We start from the raw sequence: 22273 nt of genomic DNA, 5'->3' as shown, positions 1-22273 counted from the left end.
GAAATGAGCCCAGCATCTTCGACCCCGCCTCCGAGACCTTCGTGCGCGCCCTCGCTCTTGTGGTGTTCGCGCTCGTCACCACCGGCGCGATCGCGCTCCTGTTCACAAGATTGCCGATCCGGCCCAGCTCGCGACTGCTGCTCACGCCGCTCGCAGCGCAGCACCGCCTGACCCGCCTCGACGACGACAGCCGTGGCTGGGAGACGGCGTTCGCGGGAGAGCTCGTGTGGCTCGCCCACCGCGGCGCGCTTCGCATCCACGAGGTCGCGGATGCGGGGGCTTCGCAGCGGATCGGAGACGCCGGCTACCGCGCCCCACGATCGACCGGATGGGAGATCGAGTGGCTCGGCGCGGACCCGCTTCTCCCTGGATGGTCCAGCGCCATCATGGACGCCTACTTCCCTGGCGGCAGGCGCGCCCGCGGCAACCGCGCGCGAGTAGACCGCACTGGCGGAGACGACTCCACCCGCCGCGCCGCCATGAAGTCCGCGGTGGTCGCCGAGCTCGACCGCGCCGGGGTCGACCGCACTGACCGCGACGGCTGGGTCTCGCGGCTGCTCGCCAGCCCGTACAGCCGGGCGTTCGCGGGACTGATCATCGTGCCGATCGGGCTGCTCCTGCTCACCCCGTGGCTCCCCGCATGGGCGGTTCCGATCTTCCTCGTCGCACTTGCCACGGTCATCGTGCTCACGTTCATCCGCCCGCCGTTGCAGCGACGCTGGACGAAGCTCTGGGAGCGGTACCGGACCGAGAGCCAGCACCTGCACGAGCTCCCCATCGACGAGCGCGGCACCGGGGCCACTCGAATCGTCTACCTCGACGCGTTCGCCGAGAACCTCGGCTTCGCAGACATCGTCGGATACGGGTCGTCGGAGTACATGGCGCGCGGCTACGCGCAGCAGGCCGACGCGATGGTGCGCGAGGGATTGCTCGACGACATCCGTCCCGAGTGGCTGTCGACAGCCCGCGAACGGCTGACCGAGAAGCAGCTCACCGACCTCATCGACGGGTTCCTCTTCACCGTGCGCTGACGCCGCCGGTGGCCGGATGCTCGACGTGCGCGGACCCTCCGGCCCGCGCCGTCGGGGCGGGCCCGCGCATCCACACCCCTAGCGGTGTGACGGGATACGGAACGTCTTCACCTTGTCGCCCTCGACCGTGACGAACGCACGCGACGTGCCATTGAAGCGGTTGCTGCGCCAGTCGAAGAACAGCTCGGTCGTGTCATCCTCGGTGCTGGCGTCCTTGATCACCATCTGGGCGCTCTGCCCGATGGCGTCGCTCTGCGACCAGCTGCTGACACCTTCACGCCCCTCGAGCACGCGACCCCAGTCGTCGACCGAGCCATCCTCGGCGAATGCTTCGACAAACGCCTGCTCGTCTCCGCTGTTGATCGCGTCGACAAGAGCCTGCACCGGTGCAGGCACTGTGAAATCAGTCATGGAACCCCCATCTCTCCGCGGGCGAAGGCCGCCCGAACGGCCACAATGTAGCAAGCCAGCCTCCGGATTCCCGGGCATGGCCGTAAGCTCGGAATCTCAGGATGCGCGGCAACCCGCCCTGCGCTTCCGCCCTCCGCCTCTTTCCAAGGCAAGCCCGGCTCGTCAAAAACAGGCCACGTCAACAAGCAGAAGGTGAATTGAGCATGAGCGACTTCTCGCCCCTTGAAGTATTCGACCGTCGCGAGTCAGAAGTCCGCGGATACATCCGCTCGTTCCCCGTGGTCTTCGACCGCGCGTCCGGCTCCACCCTGGTGACCGCGGACGGCGACGAGTACCTGGACTTCTTCGCCGGCGCCGGCGTGCTCAACTACGGGCACAACAACCCGCTCTTCACGAAGGCCCTCGTCGAATACATCGAACACGGTGGCATCCTGCACGGGCTCGACATGGCGACATCTGCGAAGCGGGCCTTCATCGAAGCGTTCGAGCAGTACGTGCTCGAGCCCCGCGGCTACGACTACAAGATCCAGTTCACGGGCCCGACCGGCGCGAATGCCGTCGAAGCAGCCCTGAAGGTCGCCCGCCAGGCCACCGGTCGCACCAACGTGGTCGCGTTCACGAACGGCTTCCACGGCCTCAGCCTCGGCGCCGTCGCCGTCACCGGCAACAAGAAGTACCGCGACGCCGCGGGCACGACCCTCGGCGATGTCACCCGCCTCCCCTTCGAGGGCTACCTGGGCGACAAGCTCGACACGCTCGACCTGTTCGAGAAGATGCTCGACGACACCGGCAGCGGCCTCGACCTGCCCGCCGCTGTCATCGTCGAAGCCATCCAGGGCGAGGGCGGCATCAACGTCGCGAGCCCGGAGTGGCTGCGACGCCTCCGCAAGATCACCGAAGAGCGCGGCATCCTCCTCATCCTCGACGAGATCCAGGCTGGCATCGGGCGCAGCGGCTCCTTCTTCGCGTTCGAGGAGTCCGGCATCGTGCCCGACCTCGTCACCGTGTCGAAGTCGATCTCCGCATCCGGACTGCCCATGTCGCTGGTGCTGCTCCGCCCGGCGGTGGATGTGTGGAAGCCGGGCGCCCACACGGGCACCTTCCGCGGCAACAACCTCGCGTTCGTCACGGCGCGTGTCGCCCTCGAGGAGTACTGGGCCGACGACGCCTTTATGACGACGGTCGCCGAGCGCTCCGCCGAGCTCCGCGCGGGCCTCGAGTCGATCGCCGCCGACTACCCGCAGCTCGACTTCACGGTCCGCGGCCGCGGCCTCATGTACGGCATCGTCAGCCTCCGTGACCGCGACCTGCCGTCGCGCGTCTCCGCTGAGGCGTTCCAGCGCGGGCTCGTCATCGAGACCGCTGGCGCCTTCGAGGAAGTCCTGAAATTCCTCCCCGCGCTCACGCTCACGAGCGAGGAGCTGCAGACGGGGCTCCGCATCGTGCGCGAAAGCCTCGACGCCGTCATCGCGGGCGACGACTCCGAGGCAGAGCACGCCGTCGAAGACCACGTCGCCTCGCACGCCTAGTCCTCCCGGCCGCGCAGCTCGACTGCCAGACGCATCCACCCCACCCCGGTGGGGGACATTCACACGAGAAATGCCTGTTCCTGAACAAGGGAACAGGCATTTCTCGTGTGGATGCGGATGTGGATGCGGAAGAGAGCTGGTGCAGGCGCGACCACGGGCGGGTCAGTGCTTGCGGGTGCCGCCTCCGGAGAACGTCGAGCCGTAGGAGTGCGGCGTCGGCGCGGGTCCGAGATCACGGGGTAGCGGCGTCGGTTCGGGTCCGCTGGGCGATGTTTGCGAGTCAGGCGCGTGCGAGTCAGGCGCGTGCGCGTGTGGCGCAGGGGCATGGGGCGCTGAACCCTGCGATCCCGAGGCTTGCTGCACCGACGAGGGAAGCCACGACGCTGGCCGCTCGGTCCGTCGAGGCGCGGCGGCCCAGGGCGAGGGAGCGCTGGGCGAGCTGGGAGCCGCATCCGGGATCGGCTGCTGCACAGATAGCCCGAGGAGCGAGATTCCGCCGCTCGTGTCGGTGTCTTCGTGCAGGCCCGCGACTCCCGCCTCTACCGCCCTGCGCCGTTCGGCCTTGCGGAGCTCCGACGCGGCCTTCGCTTTCTTCGTTCGGCGACGCTGCACGAGGATCGCCACGAGCAGACCGAGGCCGAGCACGAGCACGACGAGCAGCGCGAACGCGACGATGGTGAAGATCTGATTGGTGCCGGCCATGACTGCGTCAGCTCAGCGCATCGGCCGGATCTTGAGCTCGTCGACCGCCCCACCAGCCGGGGTGTCGACGGCGAGCCGCACCGCCTGCGCGACCGCCTGCGGCGTCAGGTAGCGCTCGCGCTCGTAGCTGCCCTGCTCGAGCTGCCGCAGCTCACGCTGCATGTCGGTGTCGACGCGGCCCGGGTGGATGCTGGACACGCGCACGCCGTGCTGGCGTTCTTCCTCGCGAAGCGCGTCGGTCAGCGCGCGCAGGGCGAACTTCGTGCCGCTGTACACGCTGGTGCCCGCGCCGCTCGCGTAGCCGGAACCCGAGTTGATCATGACGATCGTGCCCTCGCTCGTTCGAAGCAGCGGCAGCAGGAGGCGGGTGAGGTCGGCGACGGCGAACACGTTGAGCTCGAAGGCGCGGCGGAATCGCTCGCGCGAGCTCTCAGCGATGGCGTCGTGCCCGCCGAGCACGGCCGCCGAGTGCACGAGCACGTCGAGGCGGCGGATGCTGCGGGCCGCCTCGGCGAGCTGGCGCTCGTCGGTGAGGTCTGCGACGAACGGCGTCGCGCCCGGGATGCGGGCGGCGGCCTCGGCGACGGCGCGTGGCTCGCGCCCGCCGACCAGGACGTGGTGGGTGCGGCTCAGCTCGTGGGCGATGGCTTCGCCGATGCCGCGAGTCGCTCCCGTGACGAGCGCGACCGGCCGTCGGCGTTCGCCGTCGCGCTCACCGTCGAGAGGTGACGCGACGTGGCCTGCTTGAGTCATGGATGGTCCCCCGGGTTCTGCACTCTGCGACCGCGGAACGCGGCGGCACCCACATTCTGCCACCGCGCATCCGACGAGCCCCTCCGAAGCGGGTCAGAGGAGCAACTCGGTGAGTGGGTACAGGAAGTACCGCAGGGAGTAGGCCTCCCAGAGCGCTCCCACGACGAGAAGAACGAATGCGGCCAGTGCCAGGATGCCGACGCGTCCGAGGCCGCGGAGGTATGCGCGACCTCGGGTCGTGGCGCCGACCGTTGCCGGCGACACCCAATGTCGGCCGAGGAGCCATGTGCCGAGCAGGAGCAGAACATACGCCTGCAGTTCGATGACGACGGTGAGCGAGTGAGGGATGAACTGCACCCAGGCGGTCGGCGTCGTGGGCGCTAGCGTGATGCCGGTTTCGACCGCCCAGTACCCGAAGAAGGCGAACCCGGCGAAGGGCACGACCAGCGACGGCAGCACGATCGTCGCCAAGCTGAGCTTGCCGACGTTCACCGCCAGGATCGCGAGCGCAAACAGCGGTGGCGTTGCGACCAACCCCTGAACGAGTTCCGCAGTGCCGTCGTCTTCGAGCGCGACGGATCGCGCCGCGTTGAGCGCCGGGAACATCAGACCGACGATGAACCCGACGATGAAGAGCCCGTAGGCGAAGACGTTCACGAGCAGGTAGGCCCGCAGGTTCGTGCGGATGAGGTGAAATGGTCGCCGCCAGAGAGGTACGGGAGTATCTGGACCCTTCATTACTGGTGCTGAGGACATACTCCAAGCTCACCGGACCTCGCGAGGTGACGCCAGTGACGCGGCGTCACGAGAACCCGTGACATGTGTCATGCGTCGGCCGACCGTCTCCGCTATCTGCTCGTCCTCGCCGGGCATTCTCTGTGGCAGTCTGGTGCGGCCACCCCACTCCAGAAGGTTCCTCGTGCATTCCTCCTCTTCCGCTCACGCCGCTTCCACCAGCCGATCGCGACGCCGCGGTCTCGCGGCGACCGCGCTCGCCGGTGCCGCGACCCTGCTGGTCGGATGCACGCCCGTGGGCACGCAGTCCACGACACCCGACGGCGCCTCGTCGCCCGAGGCCAGCCAGCTGGTGGCGCTGACCGACGAGGTGGAGGCGGCTTCCGCTGACGGCGACGGGTCGACGTCGTTCGCCGCCGATGCGCTCGACGTGCTCGGCAAGCTCGACGTCGCACCGCGCGATGAGTGGGAGGAGTTCGACCGCGAGGGATCGTTCGGCGAGGGCTGGCAGGACCCGGACGGCAACGGGTGCGATGCACGCAACGACGCCCTGGCCGTATCCATGACCGACGTCGACCTGAACCGCGACGGCTGCCGCGTCGACACGGGCGTCTTCGTCGACCCGTACTCGGGTGACGAGATCGACTTCGAGCGCGGCCCCGACACGAGTCCGCTCGTGCAGATCGACCATGTGGTGGCGCTCGCGAACGCGTGGCGGACGGGCGCGAAGGAGCTGTCGTTCGTGGAGCGGGTCGAGCTGTCGAACGACCCCATGAACCTGCAGGCGACGGCCGGCTGGGTGAATGACGACAAGAAGAGCCAGGATGCGGCGAACTGGCTGCCCCCGCAGGAGTCGTACCACTGCACCTACGTGGCCCGGCAGATCGTGGTGAAGGCCACCTACAACCTCTGGGTCACGCAGGCCGAGCACGACGCGATGCGCGACGTGCTCGAGGGCTGCGCGTAACCGGGCCTTTCGGGGCGCGGGCGGTAGCCGTCGCGGCGCCGGACGGTCACCGTCCCTCGCAACGGATGGCGACCGCCCGGCCCGACGTCACACGACCAGCAGGGTGGCCACGAGGATCACGAGCACGATGGCGAGGCCGACCCAGCTGAGCCACGCCCACCTCTTGGGCTGGAACCGGAGCGCCGGGGAGCGCAGCACGCCGACCACAACCGCCGCGAGCGCGGGAGCGAGGGCCAACCCGAAAGCCCAGCCGCCGACGGCTGCCCAGGGTCCGGCGAACCAGAGGCTCACGAGGCCGGATGCCGCGAGCAGCAGCCAGTTCACAATGGGCAGGGCGGCCTTCGAGCGGAACGCGAAGAGCAGCGCGAGACCGGACGCAATGAGCGCGAACCCAAACGTCACCCACAGGAGCAGCGACCCCTGGGCGCCGAGGTCGGGCACCTCCGCCTCGGTCAGGAGCGAGACAGCGATGGGGTCGACGATCTGCTGCGTGTTGCCGAGCACCACGACCGCCCTGTCGGCCTCGCGGTCGAGCATGACGACGGACGCGAATCCACCGGTTCCACCGCTGTGCCAGGTGAGACTCGGGTTCGACGTCGCCGTCGGGTTGGTGACCTGCGTCGTCTGCCAGATCCAGCCGATCTCGCTGCCTTCGGCGAACTGCGCCGTCGGTTCGAGTGATGCGACGCCGGGTGCCGTGCCGTCGAGGTTCGCGGACGCCCACGCGGCGAGGTCGGCGACGGTGGTGGTCGTCGAGCTGCCGGTGGGCGCGTACCCCTCGCCCCACCAGTCGTCGGTCGGGATGCCGTTCGTCAGGAATCCGGGCGTCGTGTCCGCAGGAACTTCGGCCTCGGTCGTCGCGATGCTCGTCGACTCCATGCCGACGGGCCCGAGCACCCACTGCTCGAGGAGCGCCGGGTAACTGTCGGCGCCCGCCGCGTTCGTGAGCGCCGTGCCGAGCAGCGCGACGCCGAGGTTCGAGTAGACGGGACCCTGCGCTGGGTCGACGGGCGCGGCCGCCGCATCCTGGATCATGACCTCGGTCGTCTGCGGCCCGTACGGGTTGCCGCCGGAGAGCGACGCCGCGAGCGACTCGACGGCGAAGGTCGGCCCCAGGCGGGGGAGGCCCGAGCTGTGCTGCGCGAGGCTCGCGAGCGTCACCTCGCCGGCCGGGGTCCCCTCGAGCTCCGGGATGTGCGCCGAGAGCGGGTCCTCCGCGGTCACTTCGCCGCGGTCGATGGCGTCCGCGAACAGCGACGCCGTGAAGGTCTTCGTGACCGAGCCGAGCTCGTAGAGCGTCTCGTCCGTGGGAGCCGGGCCGTCGCGACCCTCTCCTGTCTTGCCGACACCCGCCCACGTGGTGCCCTCCGGCGTGACCTCGGCGACGACCACCGACCGGAAGCCGCCATGGCCGCCCACCGCATCCACGACCCGCGCCGCGAGGGCCTCATCACCCGAGGTCTGCGTGCCGAGCGCCTGGCGCTGCGGCCCCACGAGCATTCCGAGCACAACCGCGACGACCCCCGCGACAAGGGCGGCGATGAGAAGGATGCGCTTGGCCGGGCCCCGGGGAGTCCCGTCACCGCCCGGGGCGGGCGCGCCGGTCGCCGCGCCCATCGCGGGAGAAGTCGGAGGCAGCGGCTGCGACTGCGACTGCGCCCCCGCCGGGTTCTGCTGCTGGCGTTCGTGTGTCATGCGCTTCCCCTTGCTCTCGATCTGCGCTCGCTGCGGTCTTTCGCTGTTCCCTCCAACGCTACGAGCGACCACCGACACCGGCCTCCACCGTGAGCGGGAGATGCCTCCGCCGCCCGCCGGAGATGGCGCACGAAACGCGCATCCGTCGCACGGCGTCGTCCGGCGGCAAGCCGGGGTTCGGCGTGGGAAGATCGAAGGATGAAGATCCTGTCGATCCAGTCGTCGGTCGCCTACGGGCACGTGGGCAATTCGGCTGCGGTGTTCCCGCTGCAGCGTCTCGGGCACGAGGTGTGGCCGGTCTCGACCGTCGTGTTCTCGAACCACACGGGCTACGGCGCTTGGCGCGGCCCGCTCCTCCCCGCGTCGGACGTGCGCGACGTGATCCTCGGGGTCGAGGAGCGCGGCGCGCTCGCGCAGGTGGATGCGGTGCTCTCCGGCTACCTGGGCGGCGAGGAGATCGTCGACGTCGTCGTCGACGCGGTGAAGCGCACCAAGGAGCTCAACCCCGCTGCGACGTACACGTGCGACCCCGTCATGGGCAACGCCAAGTCTGGCTGCTTCGTCGCCCCCGCCATCCCCGAGCTCATCCGCGAGCGGGTCGTGCCGGTCGCCGACATCCTCACGCCGAACCAGTTCGAGCTCGGCTTCCTCACGCGCACGACACCCTCGACGATCGACGAGACCCTCGAATCGGTCGACCTGGCACGCGAGCTCGGCCCGCGCACGGTGCTCGTCACGAGCGTCGAGCGCCCAGACCGCCCGGAAGGCACCATCGAGATGATGGCGGTCGATGACACGGGCGCCTGGATCGTGCAGACCCCGTACCTCCCGTTCAAGGCGAACGGATCGGGCGACGTCACCTCGGCGCTCTTCACGGCGCACTACCGCACGTCAGGCTCGGCGTCCGAGGCGCTCGCCGCGACGGTCTCGAGCGTCTTCGACCTGCTGCAGATCACGCTCGACTCGGGTGAGCGCGAGCTGCAGATCGTCGCGGCTCAGGATGCGTTCGCGAACCCGCGCATGCAGTTCCAGGTGCGCCAGATCCGCTAGCGGCTGCGCTGCGTAGCGCTGCGTAGCCACTTCGCCGCGTAGCCATTGCGCCGCCGTGGCAAAGGTTGTGGCGAAATGCTGTCCGATCACGCCCAGACAGCACTTCGCCACAACCCTGTCGAGGGCTGGCCGGAGCAGGGGCGTTGATCGCGGGCACGCGACCGCACCGCACCCGCTCCCCTACACGAGCACCCCGCCCTGCATGACCCAGTCGAGGCGCGACTCGGCGAGCACGCTGACGTCGTCGAGCGGGTTGGCGGATGCGGCGATCAGGTCGGCGTGCGCGCCGGGTGCGATCACGCCGAGCTCCCCTTCGCGCTGCAGCAGGCGAGCGGCGGTCGTCGTGGCGCTGCGGACGATGTCGAGCACCGGCATGAACTCGGCGCGCACCTCGAACTCGCGGGCCTGGTGGCGCTGCATGCCGCCGAGCAGGTCGCTGCCGTAGCAGAGGTTCACGCCACCCTTGTGGGCTTTCTCGAGCGCGACCTTGCCCCCCTCGAGCACGTCGGAGACCTTCTCCCAGTTGTCCTGCGGCAGCCCGTGCTCGCGTCCCTCCTCCATGAGCGCCCAGTAGGTGACGAGGTTCATGGTGAGGAACGCGTCGTGCTCGAGGAACAGCTCGATCGACTCGTCGTCGAGCAGGTTGCCGTGCTCGATGCCCCGCACGCCTGCCCGCAGGGCGCGGTTGATGGCGCGAGCCGTGTACGCGTGCGCCGTGACGTAGCGGTTCGCGGCGGTCGCCTCCTCGACGACGGCCTCGATCTCCTCGACGGAGAACTGCGTGGAGTCGACGCGGTCGGTGGGTGAGGCGACTCCCCCGCCCGCCAGGATCTTGATGTGGTGGGCGCCGCGGCGGATCTCGTCGCGGGCCGCGTGGCGGACGGCGGAGATGCCGTCGACGACCCGGCCGATGTGCGAGCAGGTGTACTCGCCGTCGTGGCTGTCGCGTCCACGCGAGCGGGGGTCGCCGTGCCCGCCGGTCTGCGAGAGCGCCTTGCCGCCGAAGAAGAGGCGCGGGCCGCGCACGAGCCCGTCGACCTGCGCGTCGTGCAGGCCGAAGTCGGCGCCGGCCACGTCGCGCACGGTCGTGAAGCCCCGGCTGAGCATGTCGCCCATGAGCTTCGCGGCCTGCAGCGCCACGTAGTTCGGCGACTCCTCGCCGATGGAGGCCAGGTCGGCCGTGTGCGCGGTGACGTGCACGTGGCAGTCGATGAGGCCGGGCAGGAGGTAGCGACCGGATGCATCCAGTTCCTCGGCCCCGTCGGCGGCGGGGACCTCGCCGCCGACCTGCTCGAAGCGACCACCTCGGATCGAGAGGTCGCCCGTGCGGTACTCGCCCGCGTCGACGTCGAGCCAGGTGGCGTTGCGGATGTTGAGGTCTGCGGTCATGCGGATGCTCCCTGCTGCTTGGCGCTCTCCACGCCGGTGTCGATGATCTGGACGGCGCGCTCCTGCGCCGTCGGGGTGTAGGTGCCCTCTGGCGCGCACATGTTGACGGTCGCGAGCGGCGCCCCGTCTGGCCCGGGGATGGGCACGTTGAGGATCGACCCGCAGCCGAGCGCCTTGATGGTGCTGGCGTCGTCGAAGATCCGGTCGAGGTCGGCCGGGGTCGCGCCGAGGAACGGCTCACCGGAGTCGCGGCAGGCGGCGACCCAGTCGGGTGAGACCTGCGTGGCGACCTGCTTGGTCCCGCCGACGGGGTACTCGTCGGCGTGCGAGCTGTAGATGCGTTCCATCACCTCACCGCCCTGGGTGAAGCGCAGCACCGTGAAGAGCACGACCCCGACCTCCTCTTCGATGGTGTGGTGGATGCTCGCCCAGTCGACCGCGTCCAGTGCCGTCTCACCGCCCTGCCGGCTCTGGCCCTGCTGTCCGCTTCGCACTCGTTCGCCGTTGGGGGTCATGCGTTGGTGCCTTCCTTGTCTTCGGTCTTGGTGATGGCGCCCTTGCCGCTGTTGGTGATGTCCTCGAGCGAGTGCCCGGCCGTGCGCACCGCGAAGAGCAGCGTGCACGCGACGCCGATGACCAGCACGGTCGTCGTCATGCCGAAGACGCCCACGAAGCCCCACTGGGCGGCGAAGGTGCCGATGATGATCGGCGCGGTGATCGAGCCGATGCGGCCGAACGAGGAGCTCATGCCGACGCCCGTGGCGCGCAGCCAGGTCGGGAAGACCTCGGGTGTGTAGGCGTAGACGCCGGCGTAGGTGCCGTTGAGGAAGAACGAGAGCACGGTGCCGGCGACGGTGACCATGATCGGGTCGTTGGCCTGGCTCATCCACAGCGCGGCCCCGGCGGAGCCGATCAGGTAGAGCGCGATCGTGAACTTCCGGTCGAGCTTCTCGTTGAGGTAGGCGGCGCTGAAGTAGCCGGGGATCTGCGCGAGGTAGATGTAGAGCGAGTACGTGAAGCTGGTGGTGACGTCGATGCCGCGGTCGACGAGCAGCGTCGGGATCCAGGTGAAGAAGCCGTAGTACGAGAACGTGATGACGAACCAGATGAGCCAGGTGGTCGCCGTGATGCGCCACATCGTGCGGCCCCAGAGGAACTTCACGGCCTTGATGAAGCCGAACTTGACGGGCGCTTCCTCTTCGGGCGCGTTCGGGTCGACGGCCGGGAGGTCGTTGCCGGTGGATGCTCGCACCCGGTCCTCGAAGCTCGCCACGACGGCCTCGGCTTCCGCGTGCCTGCCGACGCTCGCGAGGTAGCGCGGCGACTCGGGGAGCGAGCGGCGCCACCACAGCAGCATAACGATGGGGAGGAGGGTGAGCACCTGCGCCCAGCGCCAGCCCTCGTCGGACGCGGGGACGACGAAGCGGCCGATGAGGGCTGCGGCGACGAAGCCGAACGAGAAGAACCCGGCGAGGGTGCCGACGAACCAGCCGCGGCGATGCTTGGGCACGAACTCCGACAGGAAGGGCGCGATGATGGCGCTCTCGGCACCGGCGCCCATGCCGGCGAGGATGCGCATGAAGAGGAAGACCTCGAAGTTCCACGAGAGTGCCGCGACGAGGGAGGCGACCGCGTAGAGCACCAGCGACCACATCATCACCTTCTTGCGGCCGATCTTGTCGCCGAGGTAGCCCGCGAGGAGCGCGCCGAAGAGGAATCCGAACGGTGCGGCCGAGCCGACGAGGCCGAGCTGTGCGGCCTCCAAGCCGAACACGTCGCGGACGCTCGGCATGAGGAAGGCGACGATCGCGCCGTCCATGCCGTCGAAGGTGTAGCCGAGCCCGCCGATGAGCAGGAGCGCGTAGTGGGGTCTGCTGATCGGCAGGCGATCGAGCCGTGCGGTGAGTGACAACGGAGTCTCCTGGGGATCGGGAACGTCGGTGTTCGAGAAAGCTTGATCCAGCACTCCCCATCATGCAATACAGATTGCAGAAATGTAACCCACGCGAAATCTCTTGCAGAAGAACCGCCGCCTCAGCCCCGCCCCACGCACCCCGGGCCGGATCCGTGCTGAAATGAGGGCATGTCCGCCGCCGAGCCGCCCACCGCAGACGAGACGCGACTCTCTCCCGACGCCTGGCTGCGCGGGATGCTCGCGGCCCGGAATCTCGGCCCCACCAGCCAGAAGCTCGCGAACTACCTCGTGACGAACATCAACGCGGCCAGCTACGCGCAGGCGTCGGAGATCTCCGCGTCCGCCCAGGTGAGCGCATCCACGACCACGCGCCTCGCGCAGCAGCTCGGCTTCAAGGGGTGGCCCGACCTGCAGCAGGCGCTCCGCACCCGTTACCTCGCGCAGCTCTCCATGGTCGATATCGCCGAGATCCACGGCCTCACCGACACCCCGTTCCAGAACGCGCTCCGCAACGACTCCGAGCTGCTCGCCGCGACGATGCGCGACGTCGACGACGTGGCCATCGCCCGCGTCGCGGCGGCCGTGCAGTCAGCGAAGCGGGTGCACGTGACCGCGATGGGCAGCTTCGCCGCGGTCGGGCAGGCGCTCGTACACAACCTGCAGATCGCCGGCTACCACGTGCACGCGCTCCTCGACCGCGACAGTGCCCTCTCGAACAGCGTCGCCCAGATGGGCGACGGCGATCTGCTCATCGTCTGCAGCTACTGGCGGCATTACCGCACGATCGTCGCGGCCGCCAACGCCGCGCACCGGCAGGGCGCGACGGTCGTGGCCCTCACCGACTACCTGCCGCCTCAGCTCGAGGGTGCAGTGGATGACCTCATCATGATCCCGGCGGAGGGCACGTCGTTCTTCCCGTCGCTCACCGTGCCGATGGCCGTGCAGCAGGGGCTCGTCGCGACGCTCGCCCAGCTCGACCCGGAGGCCACGAAGGTGCGGATCGACGCGGCCGAGCGCCTGTGGAACGAGCTCGACATCCTCATCGACCCGCGCTCGGCGCAGTAGCCCAGGCCGAGCTTCCTGGCCGCTCAGAACATGGGGTGGTCGTGCACGCTTGCTGCGGCCACGGGCTGGAGCACGTCCCAGTGCTCGAACGCTGCGCGGTTGTCGGTCATCGGGAGGTCTCGACCTTCGAGTTGGAGGGAGCGCCGGTGCCGACGCTGGCCTCACCAGCCTGGCCGCGAACGTCCCGAAATGCACATCACGAACGCGGATGCGGTGCATCAGCCAGCGGGTCGGGAGTGGCTCGCCCGCCCGCTCACCCCTTCGGATGAAAGCGAGGACCGGATGCGCGCTCGCGACCATCCTGGTTCGGAATCACCCCTAGCTTGGTGAGCATGCTCCGACTGCGTGATCACCTCACCGCTGCCACCGCGCTGCGGTGGCTCCTCGAACCCGCGGCTGGGGCACTCTTCCTCACGATGTGGTGCTTTGCCGAAGTCGGCCGGTGGGGCAGCTACCTGCCCTTCTACGCCGCGCCACTGATCTACGGCGTCGCCATCGGCATCTCGCGGCGGTTCCCACGGCTAGCGATCGGCATCGGGCTCCTCGTCCCGCTCCTGCAGCTGATCTGGGCGATCCCGATGGCGGACTCCACGGGCTGGCCCATCCACTTGGGCATGCCCATCGTGGTGTTCTTCGTCGCGCTGAGCACCGTGGGTCTGACCCGCTGGATCGCGCTGGGAGCCTGCGTCGTGCACGGCATCGGGATCGCGTTCCTGTTCGTGTATGCGGGCCAGTGGCTCCTCTGGTCTGGGCCGCTCGGCGGTGGCACGATGGGGTACCTCTCCGGTGTCAACCACTACACCCCGAGCGGTGAGCTCGTCTACCAAGAGGGTTGGGACGGACCGACGGAGGGGAACAACGTCGTCCAGGTCGTGTACAACGACCAGGGCAGCATGGAGTTCGTGAGCGTCGGCGGCCCCATGTCCGAGCTCATGCTCCAGACGGCCGCGCAGCTGGCGTTCATCTTCGCGCTCGCGGCCGCGGCGGCCTGGGTTCTCGGCGTCGCCATCCAGTACGCCATCAAGCGCAGCCGTGACCAGGCCATGCGCGCCGCCCTCGCCGGCGAGCTCTCGGCGTCCTCCGCGGAGGTGCTCGTCCTCCAGGAGCGGTCCCGCATCGCCCGCGAGGTCCACGACGTGCTCGCCCACTCGCTGACCGTGACGATCTCGATGGCCGACGGCTCGCGGCTGCTGCGAGAGTCGCGCGGGGAGCCCGCCGACGATCTGCAGAAGATCGCCGACAACGCCCGCAGCACCCTGCTCGAGTTGCAGGGGCTGCTGGAAGGCATCGGCGGCGAGGGGTCCGCGCCGCAGCCGAAGCTGGACGAGCTGGACGCGCTTGTCGAGCAGGCAGCAGAGACCGGGTTGAACGTTGAACTGCGCAACCTCGGAGAACGGAAGCGCCTCTCGCAGGTGCAGGAGCTGAGCGTGTTCCGCATCGTGCAGGAGAGCCTCACGAACTCGATGAAGCACGCCGGTTCCGAAGCGTCGGCGACCGTCTCGCTCGACTGGCGCGGGGCGGGGCTGTCTCTCAACATCGTCAGCATGGGAGTGGGCGACGACGACTTCAAGGCCGAGCCCACGGAACGTTCTGGCCTCGGCGTGGCCGGGATGCGCGAGCGGGCTCGCCTCGCGGGCGGTTGGCTGACCGCCGGGGCAGAGCCTTCCGTGAACCAAACCAGCGGCCATCAGACGTTCGTGGTGACGGCGTTCATCCCGACGCAGGACATCGTGCCGAAGGTCACTACGACCGAGGACGAGCCAGGTGCCGCGGCGGCCACGGTTGAGACCGCATCCGATGAGGAGAAGCCGTGATCGACGACACCGACACCCAGCCCATTGCAATCGCGACGGCGCAGCCGGACCCGGCCCCGCGCATCCGCATCGCCCTCGTCGACGACCAGGAGCTGTTCGTCTACGGCATGCGGATGCTCGTGGAGTCGCAGCCGGACCTCGAGCTGATCGGCACCGCGGCGGATGGCGAGGAAGCCGTCGGGCTGGTCGTCGCCGGGCGCCCGGACGTGGTGCTCATGGACATCCGCATGCCCGGCCTGAACGGCATCGCCGCGACAAGGCGCATCCTGGAGGCCGCGCCGTACGCCGATGAGACCGGGCCGCGCCCGCGCATCGTGATGCTGACCACGTTCCGGCAGGATGAAGCGGTGCTGCAGGCCATGCACAACGGCGCGAGCGCCTACGTGACGAAGGATGCGACGCCCGAGATGCTGCTCGACACGATCCGCGCCGTGCACGCTGGCGACGCCCCGACCATGCCGGTCGGGCGTATCGCCCGCGGCGCCGCCCCGGCCGCGGAGCCCGCCGAGATCGCCCCGCGCCCGGACCTGGCGATCGCTGCCCTCTCACCCCGCGAGCGCGAGATCTTCCTCCTCGCGGCGAAGGGGCTGCGCAACAGCGAGATCGCGGCAGCCGCGTTCGTGAGCGAGGCGACCGTGAAGACGCACGTGCGCAACGTGCTCGCGAAGCTGGAGCTGTCGAGTCGCGCGCAGATCGTCGTGTTCGCCTACGAGCACCGCCTCGTCACGGGGTAGCCGGCTTTCGCTTGCGCACCTTCCTGTACGGGTGCTGCTCTACGCGCTGCACAATCGCGGCAACGGCCCTGTCACCTCGTCCCTGCCGCCGCGACACAGCGAGGAGGCGGCGCGTGGTCCGGGTTGCGGCGCGCAAGCTCATGGGACGCCCCTCGATCCCGTACAGCTGACGTGCCCACTCGGGCAGAATCGCGAGAATCCCGTCTTGGATGGAGACGCCGATCAGAACGGCCGCCGGATTGCCCTTCAAGCTGGGCTTGCGCAGGTTCCTCGCCAGCTCGTTTGCGGCCATCGTCAACGCCATGTGCTCTGCCTGCCGTTCGATCTCCGCGTCGAGCTCCGACCAGGTCGATGGCAGCCTGAGCGCGTCCATGCCGAGCAGCGTGGCGGCGACGTGCTGCTCCCGGACGAAGCGGTCCCGTTCGTCGCCCGTCAGCGTCGGGCCGTAGAGCTCCGCGGCCCGCACGATGGACCACACCAGCGTGTTGTGCGTCCAGTCCTGCCAGCTCTCCGTGTCGGCTTGCCATTCGCGACCGGTCTCCGGGTCGACCCACCGCGCGTGCGCGTGCATCCGCCGGACAGACCGGGCGGCCGCATCCGCGTGGGCCCGGTCCCCGTAGGTGATCGTGTCGAGGTAGCGCCCGGTCCGCTCGGAGCGACCCTCGGCGTCGCCGTAGAAGTCGCTCACCTTCGTGAAGAGCCGCATCATGTCTGGGTTGAGCGCTTGCAGCAGAATGGCCGCGATACCCCCAAGAGAGAGACTCGGGTCGGCGAATAGGCGCCAGGTGACGCTTTGTGGCCCGAAATAGCCATCGTCTTCACGCTGGTGCTGGCCGGAGGCGGGCGGTTGAGCCGTCTGGTTCGTCATTTTCCTTCAGCATCCTTTCGGTTGGCGGTGGCGGCGACAAGAGCGGCGAGGCCGGCGGCCAGCACAAGCATTCCCGTGAGGAGGCCCAGCCAGATCGATCCGTCCGCCCCGGTGGACGCGAGCTGGTCGCCGCTTGCGGCAGGGATCGGGGTCGGCGCCATCGGCGGCAGCGTCTCTACGCCAGGAATCGGGGCGCCGGTCGGCGTGACGGGCACCGCCGTCGGGGTGGGCGCCGGGGCAACCGTCGGGGTCGGCTCGGTGGTCGGTGTCGGAGTGGGCGTCGGCGCGACCCCCGGCAGTGCCGCGAGGAACCCGACCGCATCCACGAGACCGGCTCCCGCCGAGTCGGCCACCGAGACGGACTCGACGATGCTGTCGATCGGGATGGCGGTCTCCGTCAGCGCATCCCGCACGTTCTGGGGCGTAAGCCCGGGGCTGAGCTGCATCCCGAGCGCGGCGACGGCCGCAGCCGATGGTGCAGCCGCTGAGGTTCCCGTGAACGAGTAGATGCCGCCCTGTCCTTCGACTTCCTGTCCGAAGAAGTTCGTCCAGCCGCCATCCAGCGAGGTCACGGTGGGTGCGCCCGAAATGGGTTCCGGGAGCGGGTTTGTGCTCGGGAACGGCTCGAAGTACAGCGTCATCGGTCCCGTGCCGCTGAACTCCTCGAGCTCGGTCGGCGTCGCCGCGTCGGCGGCCACGATGCTGAGCCCGCTCGGCGTGCCGGCGTGCCCGAAGATCGAGGGTCCGACGATGTCGCCCCCGACGCTCTCCGAGTACTCGGCGGCCTGCAGGTAGCCGCCGTTGAAGATCGTCTTCACGCGAGGGTTCAGCGCGGGTACACCATCGCTGGTGTCGCGAATGATGATGTAGTTGTAGTCGCCACCGGTGGGCTGGAATGCGGCGATCTGCACTGGTGAGCCAGCTGATGCGGCCGGGCTGCCGCCGACGAGCTCCCCGGAGGAGTCGGTCACGGCAACCATCATGCTGTTGGTCGCGGCGCCCAGAGGCTCGGCCCACTGCAGCATGAGGAACGCAGCCCGGTCGTGGCGCGCGAGGTCGGGGTAGGTCAGCGTGTTGGTCGCGTCGACACCGGCGCCGGGATTGAAGTCCATGCAGTCAGCACTCGTGACGTCGATCTGAGGGAGGATCGCTGCGATCTCGCCAGGACAGGCGGTAGGCCGGTACTCGGGGGTCTCCCACGACGAGATCACGCGCCCCTCGCTCTCGCCCCGGCCGCCGATGACGGTGTCATTGCCAGCCGCCGTGAAAAACGGGATACCAAGCGCGACGGCGTCGTTCATCGCGTTCGATGCGACCCCGTCCTGGAAGATCGGCTCGTCGTAGTAGCCGAGGTCATCGACGATGATGTCGGCGCCCGCATCTGAGAGCGTTTCGACGGCGTTCGCGAAGCCAGCCTGTCCGCCAGATCCGGACGCGAACAGCAGTGTCGCGCCTGGCGCGATCGAGTAGACGAGTTGCGCCATGGCACGGCCCTCGTCTGTCGACGGGGTGGGGCTCTCCAGCAGCACCTCAACGGGCTGCGTGTCCCCACAGGGGTTTCCTGGGCCGGGGAGGAGCCCCGCCGCGATGTCGTCCGCAGGTGTCGATGGCAGGGGTTCGGGTGAGAGGTCGAACGAGTCGGAGATGATGCCGATGCGGACGCCCTCCCCGTCGACCCCGTAGAGCTCGCGAGCGAGGGGCACGTTGAGCGGCTCCGTGAGGTTGGCGGGGACGGCTCGGCAGGAGTCGTCCGCGACGCCCGTGCTGGGCTGAGCAGGTGCATCCGCTTCGGTATCCGTCGCCGTCAGCGGAGTCTGCCCAGCAGACCCGCTGGACGTGGGCGTGAGCGTCTCCTGGACGGATTGCACGTTGCCGAGGGCGGCAACCGCCTCGAGGTTGCCAACCGGAACGGTCGCTCCGACGACGAGGTACTTGGCGGCGACGGAGTCGACGGTGCCGAGTGCTGCGAGCGCGTCGATGTCCGCGGCAAGCGGGGGCGTCGAGTAGTAGACGGTGACCGCCACGCTGCCGCCGTCGAACTGCAGGCTCGCGGGGCCGGAGTCTGGCAGCGCGAGCTCGGCGGGCGACGCCGTTGCGAGCTGCTGCTCGGCCACAGCCGGGTCGGAGGAGACGTCGACTGCCGCGAGCGCGGTCAGTCGCCCAGACAACTTCTCGCTGCTGTCGGATGCGGGAGCCGCGGTCGCAGCCCCGACCCCGAAGCCGCCGACGACAAGGCCGACTGTCAGCGCGGCGACTGTGACGCGGGAGAGATTTCGAACGATTTTCACGTGAACACCTTCGGGGGTCGGTACTGCACCGTTGCGGGTCATCGCTCGCCTGTCCGTCGGCGGAGCGTCAGGATCGTGATGCCGGCCGCACTGACGAGCACAGCGGCGAGCACAGCAAGTCCGACAGGGGCGTCCGTGCCAGTGGATGCGAGCTTGTCGCTTGCCGAGGGGGCGGGCGTTGAGGTCGCGGGAACCGGTGTCAGTGTCTCGACGCCGGGCACGGGGACTCCCGTTGGGCTCACTGGCACAACCGTCGGCGCCGTGGTCGGAGCGACCGTCGAGGTTGGGGTCGGCTCGACCGTCGGGGTTGGCGTCGGCGTCGGCGTCGGCGTCGGCGAGGGCAGAGCCGCGAGGAAACCGAGTGCATCCACGAGTCCGGCACCGCCTGAGTCGGCGACAGAGACCGACTCGACGATGCTGTCGATCGGGACGGCCGTGTCCGTGAGCGCATCCCGCAGCTCCTGCGGCGTCGCACCAGGCGCGAGCTGCAGACCGAGCCCGGTCACAGCGGCCGCGGCCGGAGCAGCCGCGGAGGTGCCCGTGAACGAGTAGACCCCTGGCTGACCCGCGACGGGGTTCCCAAAGAAGTTCGTCCATCCGCCATCAAGCGAGGTCAGGGTGGGGGCGCCCGAGATGGGCTCCGGCAGCGCGTTCGTGCTGGGGAAGGGCTCGAAGTAGAGCGTGGTCGGCCCCGTCGAGCTGAAGCGTTCGAGCTCCGTGGGCGTGGCAGCGTTCGCGGCCGCGACGCTCACGACGGCCGGCGTGCCGTTGTGCCCGAAGATGGCCGGGCCGACGACGTCACCTCCGGTGCTCTTCGAGTATTCCGCGGCTTGGAGGTAGCCGCCCATGAAGATCATCTTCACGCGCGGGTTCACCGCGGGGACCCCGTCGCTCGTGTCACGGACGATCACGTAGTCGTAGTCACCAGCGCTCGGCTGGAAACCTGCGATCTGGATCGGGGAGCCCGCGTTGCCGGCGAGGCTTGCCCCGACGACCGTTCCGGAGCCGTCGAGGACGAAGACGGTGAGTTCGTTGGTTGCAGCGCCCACCGGCTCAGCCCACTGCAGCATTGTGATGGCGGTGAAACCGCGACTCTCGAGGTCCGGGTATGTCAGCGTGTTCGTCGGGTCCTGGCCGGCACTTGGGTCGAAGTCCATGCAGTCGACGCTCGCGGCGCCAGACTCGGGCAGCAGATCGGTCACCGACGCCGGGCAAGCCGTGGGCCGGTACTCGGGGGCCTCCCACGAGGAGATCACCCGCCCCGCACTTTCACCCTGCGTGCCGATGCTGGTGGTGTTGCCAGCCGAGCTGAAGAAGGGGATGCCAAGCGCGACCGCGTCGTTCACTGCGTTGGAGGGAACCCCGTCCTGGAAGATCGGTTCGTCGTAGTAGCTGACGTCGTCGACGATGATGTCGGCGCCGCCTGCGGTCAGACGTTCAACGGCCTCCGCGAATCCGGCCTGGCCGTCCCAGCCCGAGGCGAACAGCAGCGTGGCGCCCGGGGCAATGGAATGCACCAGTTGCGCCATGCCGCGACCCTCGTCGCTCGCTGGAGCCGTGCTCTCCATGAGGACCTCAACGGGCTGCTCGTACCCACACGGATTACCAGCGCCTGGGAGCATGCCAGCAGCGACGTCCTCAGCCGGTGTGCTCGGGAGCAGCTCGGCTGCGTGATCAAACGAGTCGGAGATGATCCCGATGCGGACTCCCTCGCCGTCGAGCCCAGAGAGCTCGCGAGCGAGGGGCACGTTGAGCGGCTCGGCAAGGTTCGCGGGCACTGCGCGGCAAGAGTCGGCGTCAGACGACGCATCGGATGGTGCGTCTGTCGCCGTATCGGCTTCTGTCACGGTCGGCGCGAGGGCTCCATCCCACGCCGTCCCACTCGAGCCGGGGGTTAGCGTCTCCTGCACCGACTGCACGTGCTCGAGTGCGGCGACAGCCTCGAGGTTGCTCGTCGGGATCGTGGCGCCGATCACAAGGTACTTCGCGGCCACGGAGTCAACGGTTCCCAGCGCTGCGAGCGCATCGATGTCGGCCGCGACGGGCGGCGTCGAGTAGTACACGGTGACGGCGACGCTGTCGCCGGTCACGCGCATGCTCGCCGGGCCGGAGTCGGGCAGGGCGAGCTGCTCGGTCGTCGTCGACTTGAGCTGTTCTTCGGCGACTGCCGGGTCGGATGAGACATCGACGTCGGCAAGGGCGGCGAGTCGGCCGGAGAGCCTGTCACTGTCCTCGGGCGATGGCGCCGCGGAAGCGACTCCGACACCGAAGCTGACGACGAAGCCGGCGGCGAGGGCGGCCACCGTGATGCGGGAAAGGGTACGAACGAGTTTCACCAGAACACCTCAGGGGTAGGTACTGAAACAGGAGCGGGGCTGGAGCAGGAACCGGTGGAGCAGGTGGAGCAGGTGGAGCGAGTGGAGTGGAGAGCAGGGGGAAGCAGGGGGAAGCAGGGGTAGCAGGGAGCAGCGCGTTCGGGCCGCGCAGAACGCGCGACTGAACCTGGAGTTAGGAGTGCGGTGGCGAAGTCAGCAGGAGAAGGTCAGTCGAGGACGACGCGAACGGCATCGAACGCGCGCGTGATGTCGTCGTCGCTGACTTCGAGGTCGCCGAGGTTCGAGGTTGCATCGACCATGATGGAGCTGAAGGCGGCGTGGCAGAGACCAGCGGCGATGATGGCTTCCCGCCCGGGGTCGCCAGGCAGGCGCGCATGCTCGGGGCGACGGACAAGCCAGCCGACGCCGACTTCCACGAGTTGCGAGCCGATTGCGAGGAGCGCCCCGGTCGAACGAGTGATGGTGTCTGGCTGCTCTGCGTTGAGCTGGGCGCGCTTGCGTGCCACATCGCTGTTGATGTGGGCGTGCCCGATGGAGGCGAGGACCAGGGCGAGCATGCCGTGCGCGAGGTCCGACGCATGCTCGTCGAGGATGCGGTCGGCGTCGTCACCGCGGAGCAGCTGCACCATTCGCCCGGTGATGGCTGTCTCGCGACTGGGGAAGTAGTTGAAGAACGTCGACCGTGAGATACCGGCGCGCTCACAGATCGCTTCGACCGTCGTCGCGTCGAAGCCCACTTCAAGGGCCAGATCGACGGCGGCGTTCTCAATGGCATTCTCGGTCTCTCGCTTCTTCCGGGCACGGAGGCCACCAGAAGGCGAGTTGGGTGCATTCATGGTGTGCTTCCGAGAGTAGTGAGAAGTTTGGACTCTGGTCAAGTTTGGACTTCGTCCAAAGTTTTACCCGGGTCGAGGTCCGGGGATACGCCGCCGCATCGGCCGACGAGTCCGGGACGCCCGACGAGCGTAATCGAAGCACCGGCCCCCGACCC

At 69.0% G+C, this 22273-nt stretch carries 19 protein-coding genes; 7 read left to right on the top strand and 12 right to left on the bottom strand.

Annotation, left to right across the window (positions count from 1 at the left end; genetic code table 11):
• Positions 1-41: 41 nt before the first annotated feature.
• The gene (locus ABVF28_RS07370) at positions 42-1031 is read left to right on the top strand and encodes a hypothetical protein (protein WP_371030011.1); all 990 of its coding nucleotides are present in this window, start codon (positions 42-44) and stop codon (positions 1029-1031) included.
• Positions 1032-1109: 78 nt separating this feature from the next.
• Here the strand turns inward: ABVF28_RS07370 and ABVF28_RS07365 are convergent, their stop codons facing one another.
• The gene (locus ABVF28_RS07365; protein WP_104313078.1) at positions 1110-1442 is read right to left on the bottom strand and encodes a nuclear transport factor 2 family protein; all 333 of its coding nucleotides are present in this window, start codon (positions 1440-1442) and stop codon (positions 1110-1112) included.
• Positions 1443-1645: 203 nt separating this feature from the next.
• On the opposite strand from ABVF28_RS07365, the gene ectB reads away from it, so the two are divergent.
• On the top strand, positions 1646-2971 hold the full coding sequence (gene ectB, locus ABVF28_RS07360; protein WP_104313080.1) for a diaminobutyrate--2-oxoglutarate transaminase: 1326 nt from the start codon (positions 1646-1648) through the stop codon (positions 2969-2971).
• Between the two features lie 162 nt (positions 2972-3133).
• Here ectB and ABVF28_RS07355 read toward each other — a convergent pair whose 3' ends face one another.
• From ABVF28_RS07355 to ABVF28_RS07345, 3 genes are all read right to left on the bottom strand, one after another.
• The gene (locus ABVF28_RS07355) at positions 3134-3673 is read right to left on the bottom strand and encodes a hypothetical protein (RefSeq protein ID WP_371030010.1); all 540 of its coding nucleotides are present in this window, start codon (positions 3671-3673) and stop codon (positions 3134-3136) included.
• Between the two features lie 12 nt (positions 3674-3685).
• Positions 3686-4426: an SDR family oxidoreductase gene (locus ABVF28_RS07350; RefSeq protein ID WP_179555677.1), complete on the bottom strand. Its 741-nt coding sequence runs from the start codon at positions 4424-4426 to the stop codon at positions 3686-3688.
• 93 nt (positions 4427-4519) lie between these two features.
• Positions 4520-5164: a hypothetical protein gene (locus ABVF28_RS07345; protein ID WP_371030009.1), complete on the bottom strand. Its 645-nt coding sequence runs from the start codon at positions 5162-5164 to the stop codon at positions 4520-4522.
• A 181-nt stretch (positions 5165-5345) separates the two neighbouring features.
• Between ABVF28_RS07345 and ABVF28_RS07340 the strand changes: the two genes are divergently transcribed.
• Positions 5346-6128, top strand: coding sequence for an HNH endonuclease family protein (locus ABVF28_RS07340; RefSeq protein WP_371030008.1), 783 nt, complete (start codon positions 5346-5348; stop codon positions 6126-6128).
• An 87-nt stretch (positions 6129-6215) separates the two neighbouring features.
• Here the strand turns inward: ABVF28_RS07340 and ABVF28_RS07335 are convergent, their stop codons facing one another.
• Positions 6216-7823, bottom strand: a complete 1608-nt coding sequence (locus tag ABVF28_RS07335) for a serine hydrolase domain-containing protein (protein WP_371030007.1) — start codon at positions 7821-7823, stop codon at positions 6216-6218.
• 198 nt (positions 7824-8021) lie between these two features.
• On the opposite strand from ABVF28_RS07335, the gene pdxY reads away from it, so the two are divergent.
• On the top strand, positions 8022-8873 hold the full coding sequence (pdxY, locus tag ABVF28_RS07330; protein ID WP_104313092.1) for a pyridoxal kinase PdxY: 852 nt from the start codon (positions 8022-8024) through the stop codon (positions 8871-8873).
• Positions 8874-9053: 180 nt separating this feature from the next.
• Here the strand turns inward: pdxY and ABVF28_RS07325 are convergent, their stop codons facing one another.
• From ABVF28_RS07325 to ABVF28_RS07315, 3 genes are read right to left on the bottom strand one after another with little or no spacing between them, the layout of a single operon-like run.
• A complete protein-coding gene (locus ABVF28_RS07325) occupies positions 9054-10262 on the bottom strand; it encodes an amidohydrolase family protein (RefSeq protein ID WP_371030006.1) in 1209 nt (402 codons plus the stop codon).
• A complete protein-coding gene (locus ABVF28_RS07320) occupies positions 10259-10777 on the bottom strand; it encodes a hypothetical protein (RefSeq protein WP_371030005.1) in 519 nt (172 codons plus the stop codon). Before ABVF28_RS07320 ends, ABVF28_RS07325 begins: the two co-directional genes overlap by 4 nt.
• Positions 10774-12174 (bottom strand): MFS transporter, encoded by a 1401-nt coding sequence (locus ABVF28_RS07315; RefSeq protein WP_371030004.1) that lies wholly within the window; start codon positions 12172-12174, stop codon positions 10774-10776. The genes ABVF28_RS07320 and ABVF28_RS07315 overlap by 4 nt, the downstream gene beginning before the upstream one ends.
• A 171-nt stretch (positions 12175-12345) precedes the next feature.
• Here ABVF28_RS07315 and ABVF28_RS07310 point away from each other — a divergent pair, with 171 nt between their 5' ends.
• From ABVF28_RS07310 to ABVF28_RS07300, 3 genes are all read left to right on the top strand, one after another.
• Complete coding sequence (locus tag ABVF28_RS07310) at positions 12346-13242, top strand: MurR/RpiR family transcriptional regulator (protein ID WP_179555670.1); 897 nt, start codon at positions 12346-12348, stop codon at positions 13240-13242.
• A gap of 332 nt (positions 13243-13574) precedes the next feature.
• Entirely contained in the window at positions 13575-15056 is a 1482-nt protein-coding gene (locus ABVF28_RS07305) for a sensor histidine kinase (protein WP_371030003.1), read from the top strand.
• A gap of 29 nt (positions 15057-15085) precedes the next feature.
• Complete coding sequence (locus tag ABVF28_RS07300; RefSeq protein ID WP_179557059.1) at positions 15086-15790, top strand: response regulator transcription factor; 705 nt, start codon at positions 15086-15088, stop codon at positions 15788-15790.
• Here the strand turns inward: ABVF28_RS07300 and ABVF28_RS07295 are convergent.
• The 4 genes from ABVF28_RS07295 to ABVF28_RS07280 form a co-directional block, all read right to left on the bottom strand.
• A complete protein-coding gene (locus tag ABVF28_RS07295; RefSeq protein WP_371030002.1) occupies positions 15780-16658 on the bottom strand; it encodes an oxygenase MpaB family protein in 879 nt (292 codons plus the stop codon). The two genes, ABVF28_RS07300 and ABVF28_RS07295, sit on opposite strands and share 11 nt — an antisense overlap.
• The gene (locus ABVF28_RS07290) at positions 16655-18946 is read right to left on the bottom strand and encodes a S8 family serine peptidase (protein WP_371030001.1); all 2292 of its coding nucleotides are present in this window, start codon (positions 18944-18946) and stop codon (positions 16655-16657) included. Before ABVF28_RS07290 ends, ABVF28_RS07295 begins: the two co-directional genes overlap by 4 nt.
• Positions 18947-18984: 38 nt before the next feature.
• A complete protein-coding gene (locus tag ABVF28_RS07285; protein ID WP_371030000.1) occupies positions 18985-21282 on the bottom strand; it encodes a S8 family serine peptidase in 2298 nt (765 codons plus the stop codon).
• Positions 21283-21488: 206 nt separating this feature from the next.
• Positions 21489-22118, bottom strand: a complete 630-nt coding sequence (locus ABVF28_RS07280) for a TetR/AcrR family transcriptional regulator (protein WP_371029999.1) — start codon at positions 22116-22118, stop codon at positions 21489-21491.
• Positions 22119-22273 lie beyond the last annotated feature (155 nt).

This window comes from Pseudoclavibacter sp. JSM 162008 (genome assembly GCF_041366455.1).
Lineage (GTDB): Bacteria > Actinomycetota > Actinomycetes > Actinomycetales > Microbacteriaceae > Pseudoclavibacter.
Note: the sequence above shows the minus strand (reverse complement) of the source record. Positions and strands in the feature narration are given on the sequence as shown.

Bases quoted from the DNA above. Each gene is read 5' to 3' on its own strand.
- ABVF28_RS07320 (WP_371030005.1), bottom strand. From the start codon at position 10,777: ATGACCCCCAACGGCGAACGAGTGCGAAGCGGACAGCAGGGCCAGAGC.
- ABVF28_RS07310 (WP_179555670.1), top strand. From the start codon at position 12,346: ATGTCCGCCGCCGAGCCGCCCACCGCAGACGAGACGCGACTCTCTCCC.
- ABVF28_RS07365 (WP_104313078.1), bottom strand. From the start codon at position 1,442: ATGACTGATTTCACAGTGCCTGCACCGGTGCAGGCTCTTGTCGACGCG.
- ABVF28_RS07335 (WP_371030007.1), bottom strand. From the start codon at position 7,823: ATGACACACGAACGCCAGCAGCAGAACCCGGCGGGGGCGCAGTCGCAG.
- ABVF28_RS07305 (WP_371030003.1), top strand. From the start codon at position 13,575: ATGCTCCGACTGCGTGATCACCTCACCGCTGCCACCGCGCTGCGGTGG.
- ABVF28_RS07325 (WP_371030006.1), bottom strand. From the start codon at position 10,262: ATGACCGCAGACCTCAACATCCGCAACGCCACCTGGCTCGACGTCGAC.
- ectB (WP_104313080.1), top strand. From the start codon at position 1,646: ATGAGCGACTTCTCGCCCCTTGAAGTATTCGACCGTCGCGAGTCAGAA.
- ABVF28_RS07295 (WP_371030002.1), bottom strand. From the start codon at position 16,658: ATGACGAACCAGACGGCTCAACCGCCCGCCTCCGGCCAGCACCAGCGT.
- ABVF28_RS07355 (WP_371030010.1), bottom strand. From the start codon at position 3,673: ATGGCCGGCACCAATCAGATCTTCACCATCGTCGCGTTCGCGCTGCTC.
- ABVF28_RS07345 (WP_371030009.1), bottom strand. From the start codon at position 5,164: ATGAAGGGTCCAGATACTCCCGTACCTCTCTGGCGGCGACCATTTCAC.
- ABVF28_RS07350 (WP_179555677.1), bottom strand. From the start codon at position 4,426: ATGACTCAAGCAGGCCACGTCGCGTCACCTCTCGACGGTGAGCGCGAC.
- ABVF28_RS07280 (WP_371029999.1), bottom strand. From the start codon at position 22,118: ATGAATGCACCCAACTCGCCTTCTGGTGGCCTCCGTGCCCGGAAGAAG.
- pdxY (WP_104313092.1), top strand. From the start codon at position 8,022: ATGAAGATCCTGTCGATCCAGTCGTCGGTCGCCTACGGGCACGTGGGC.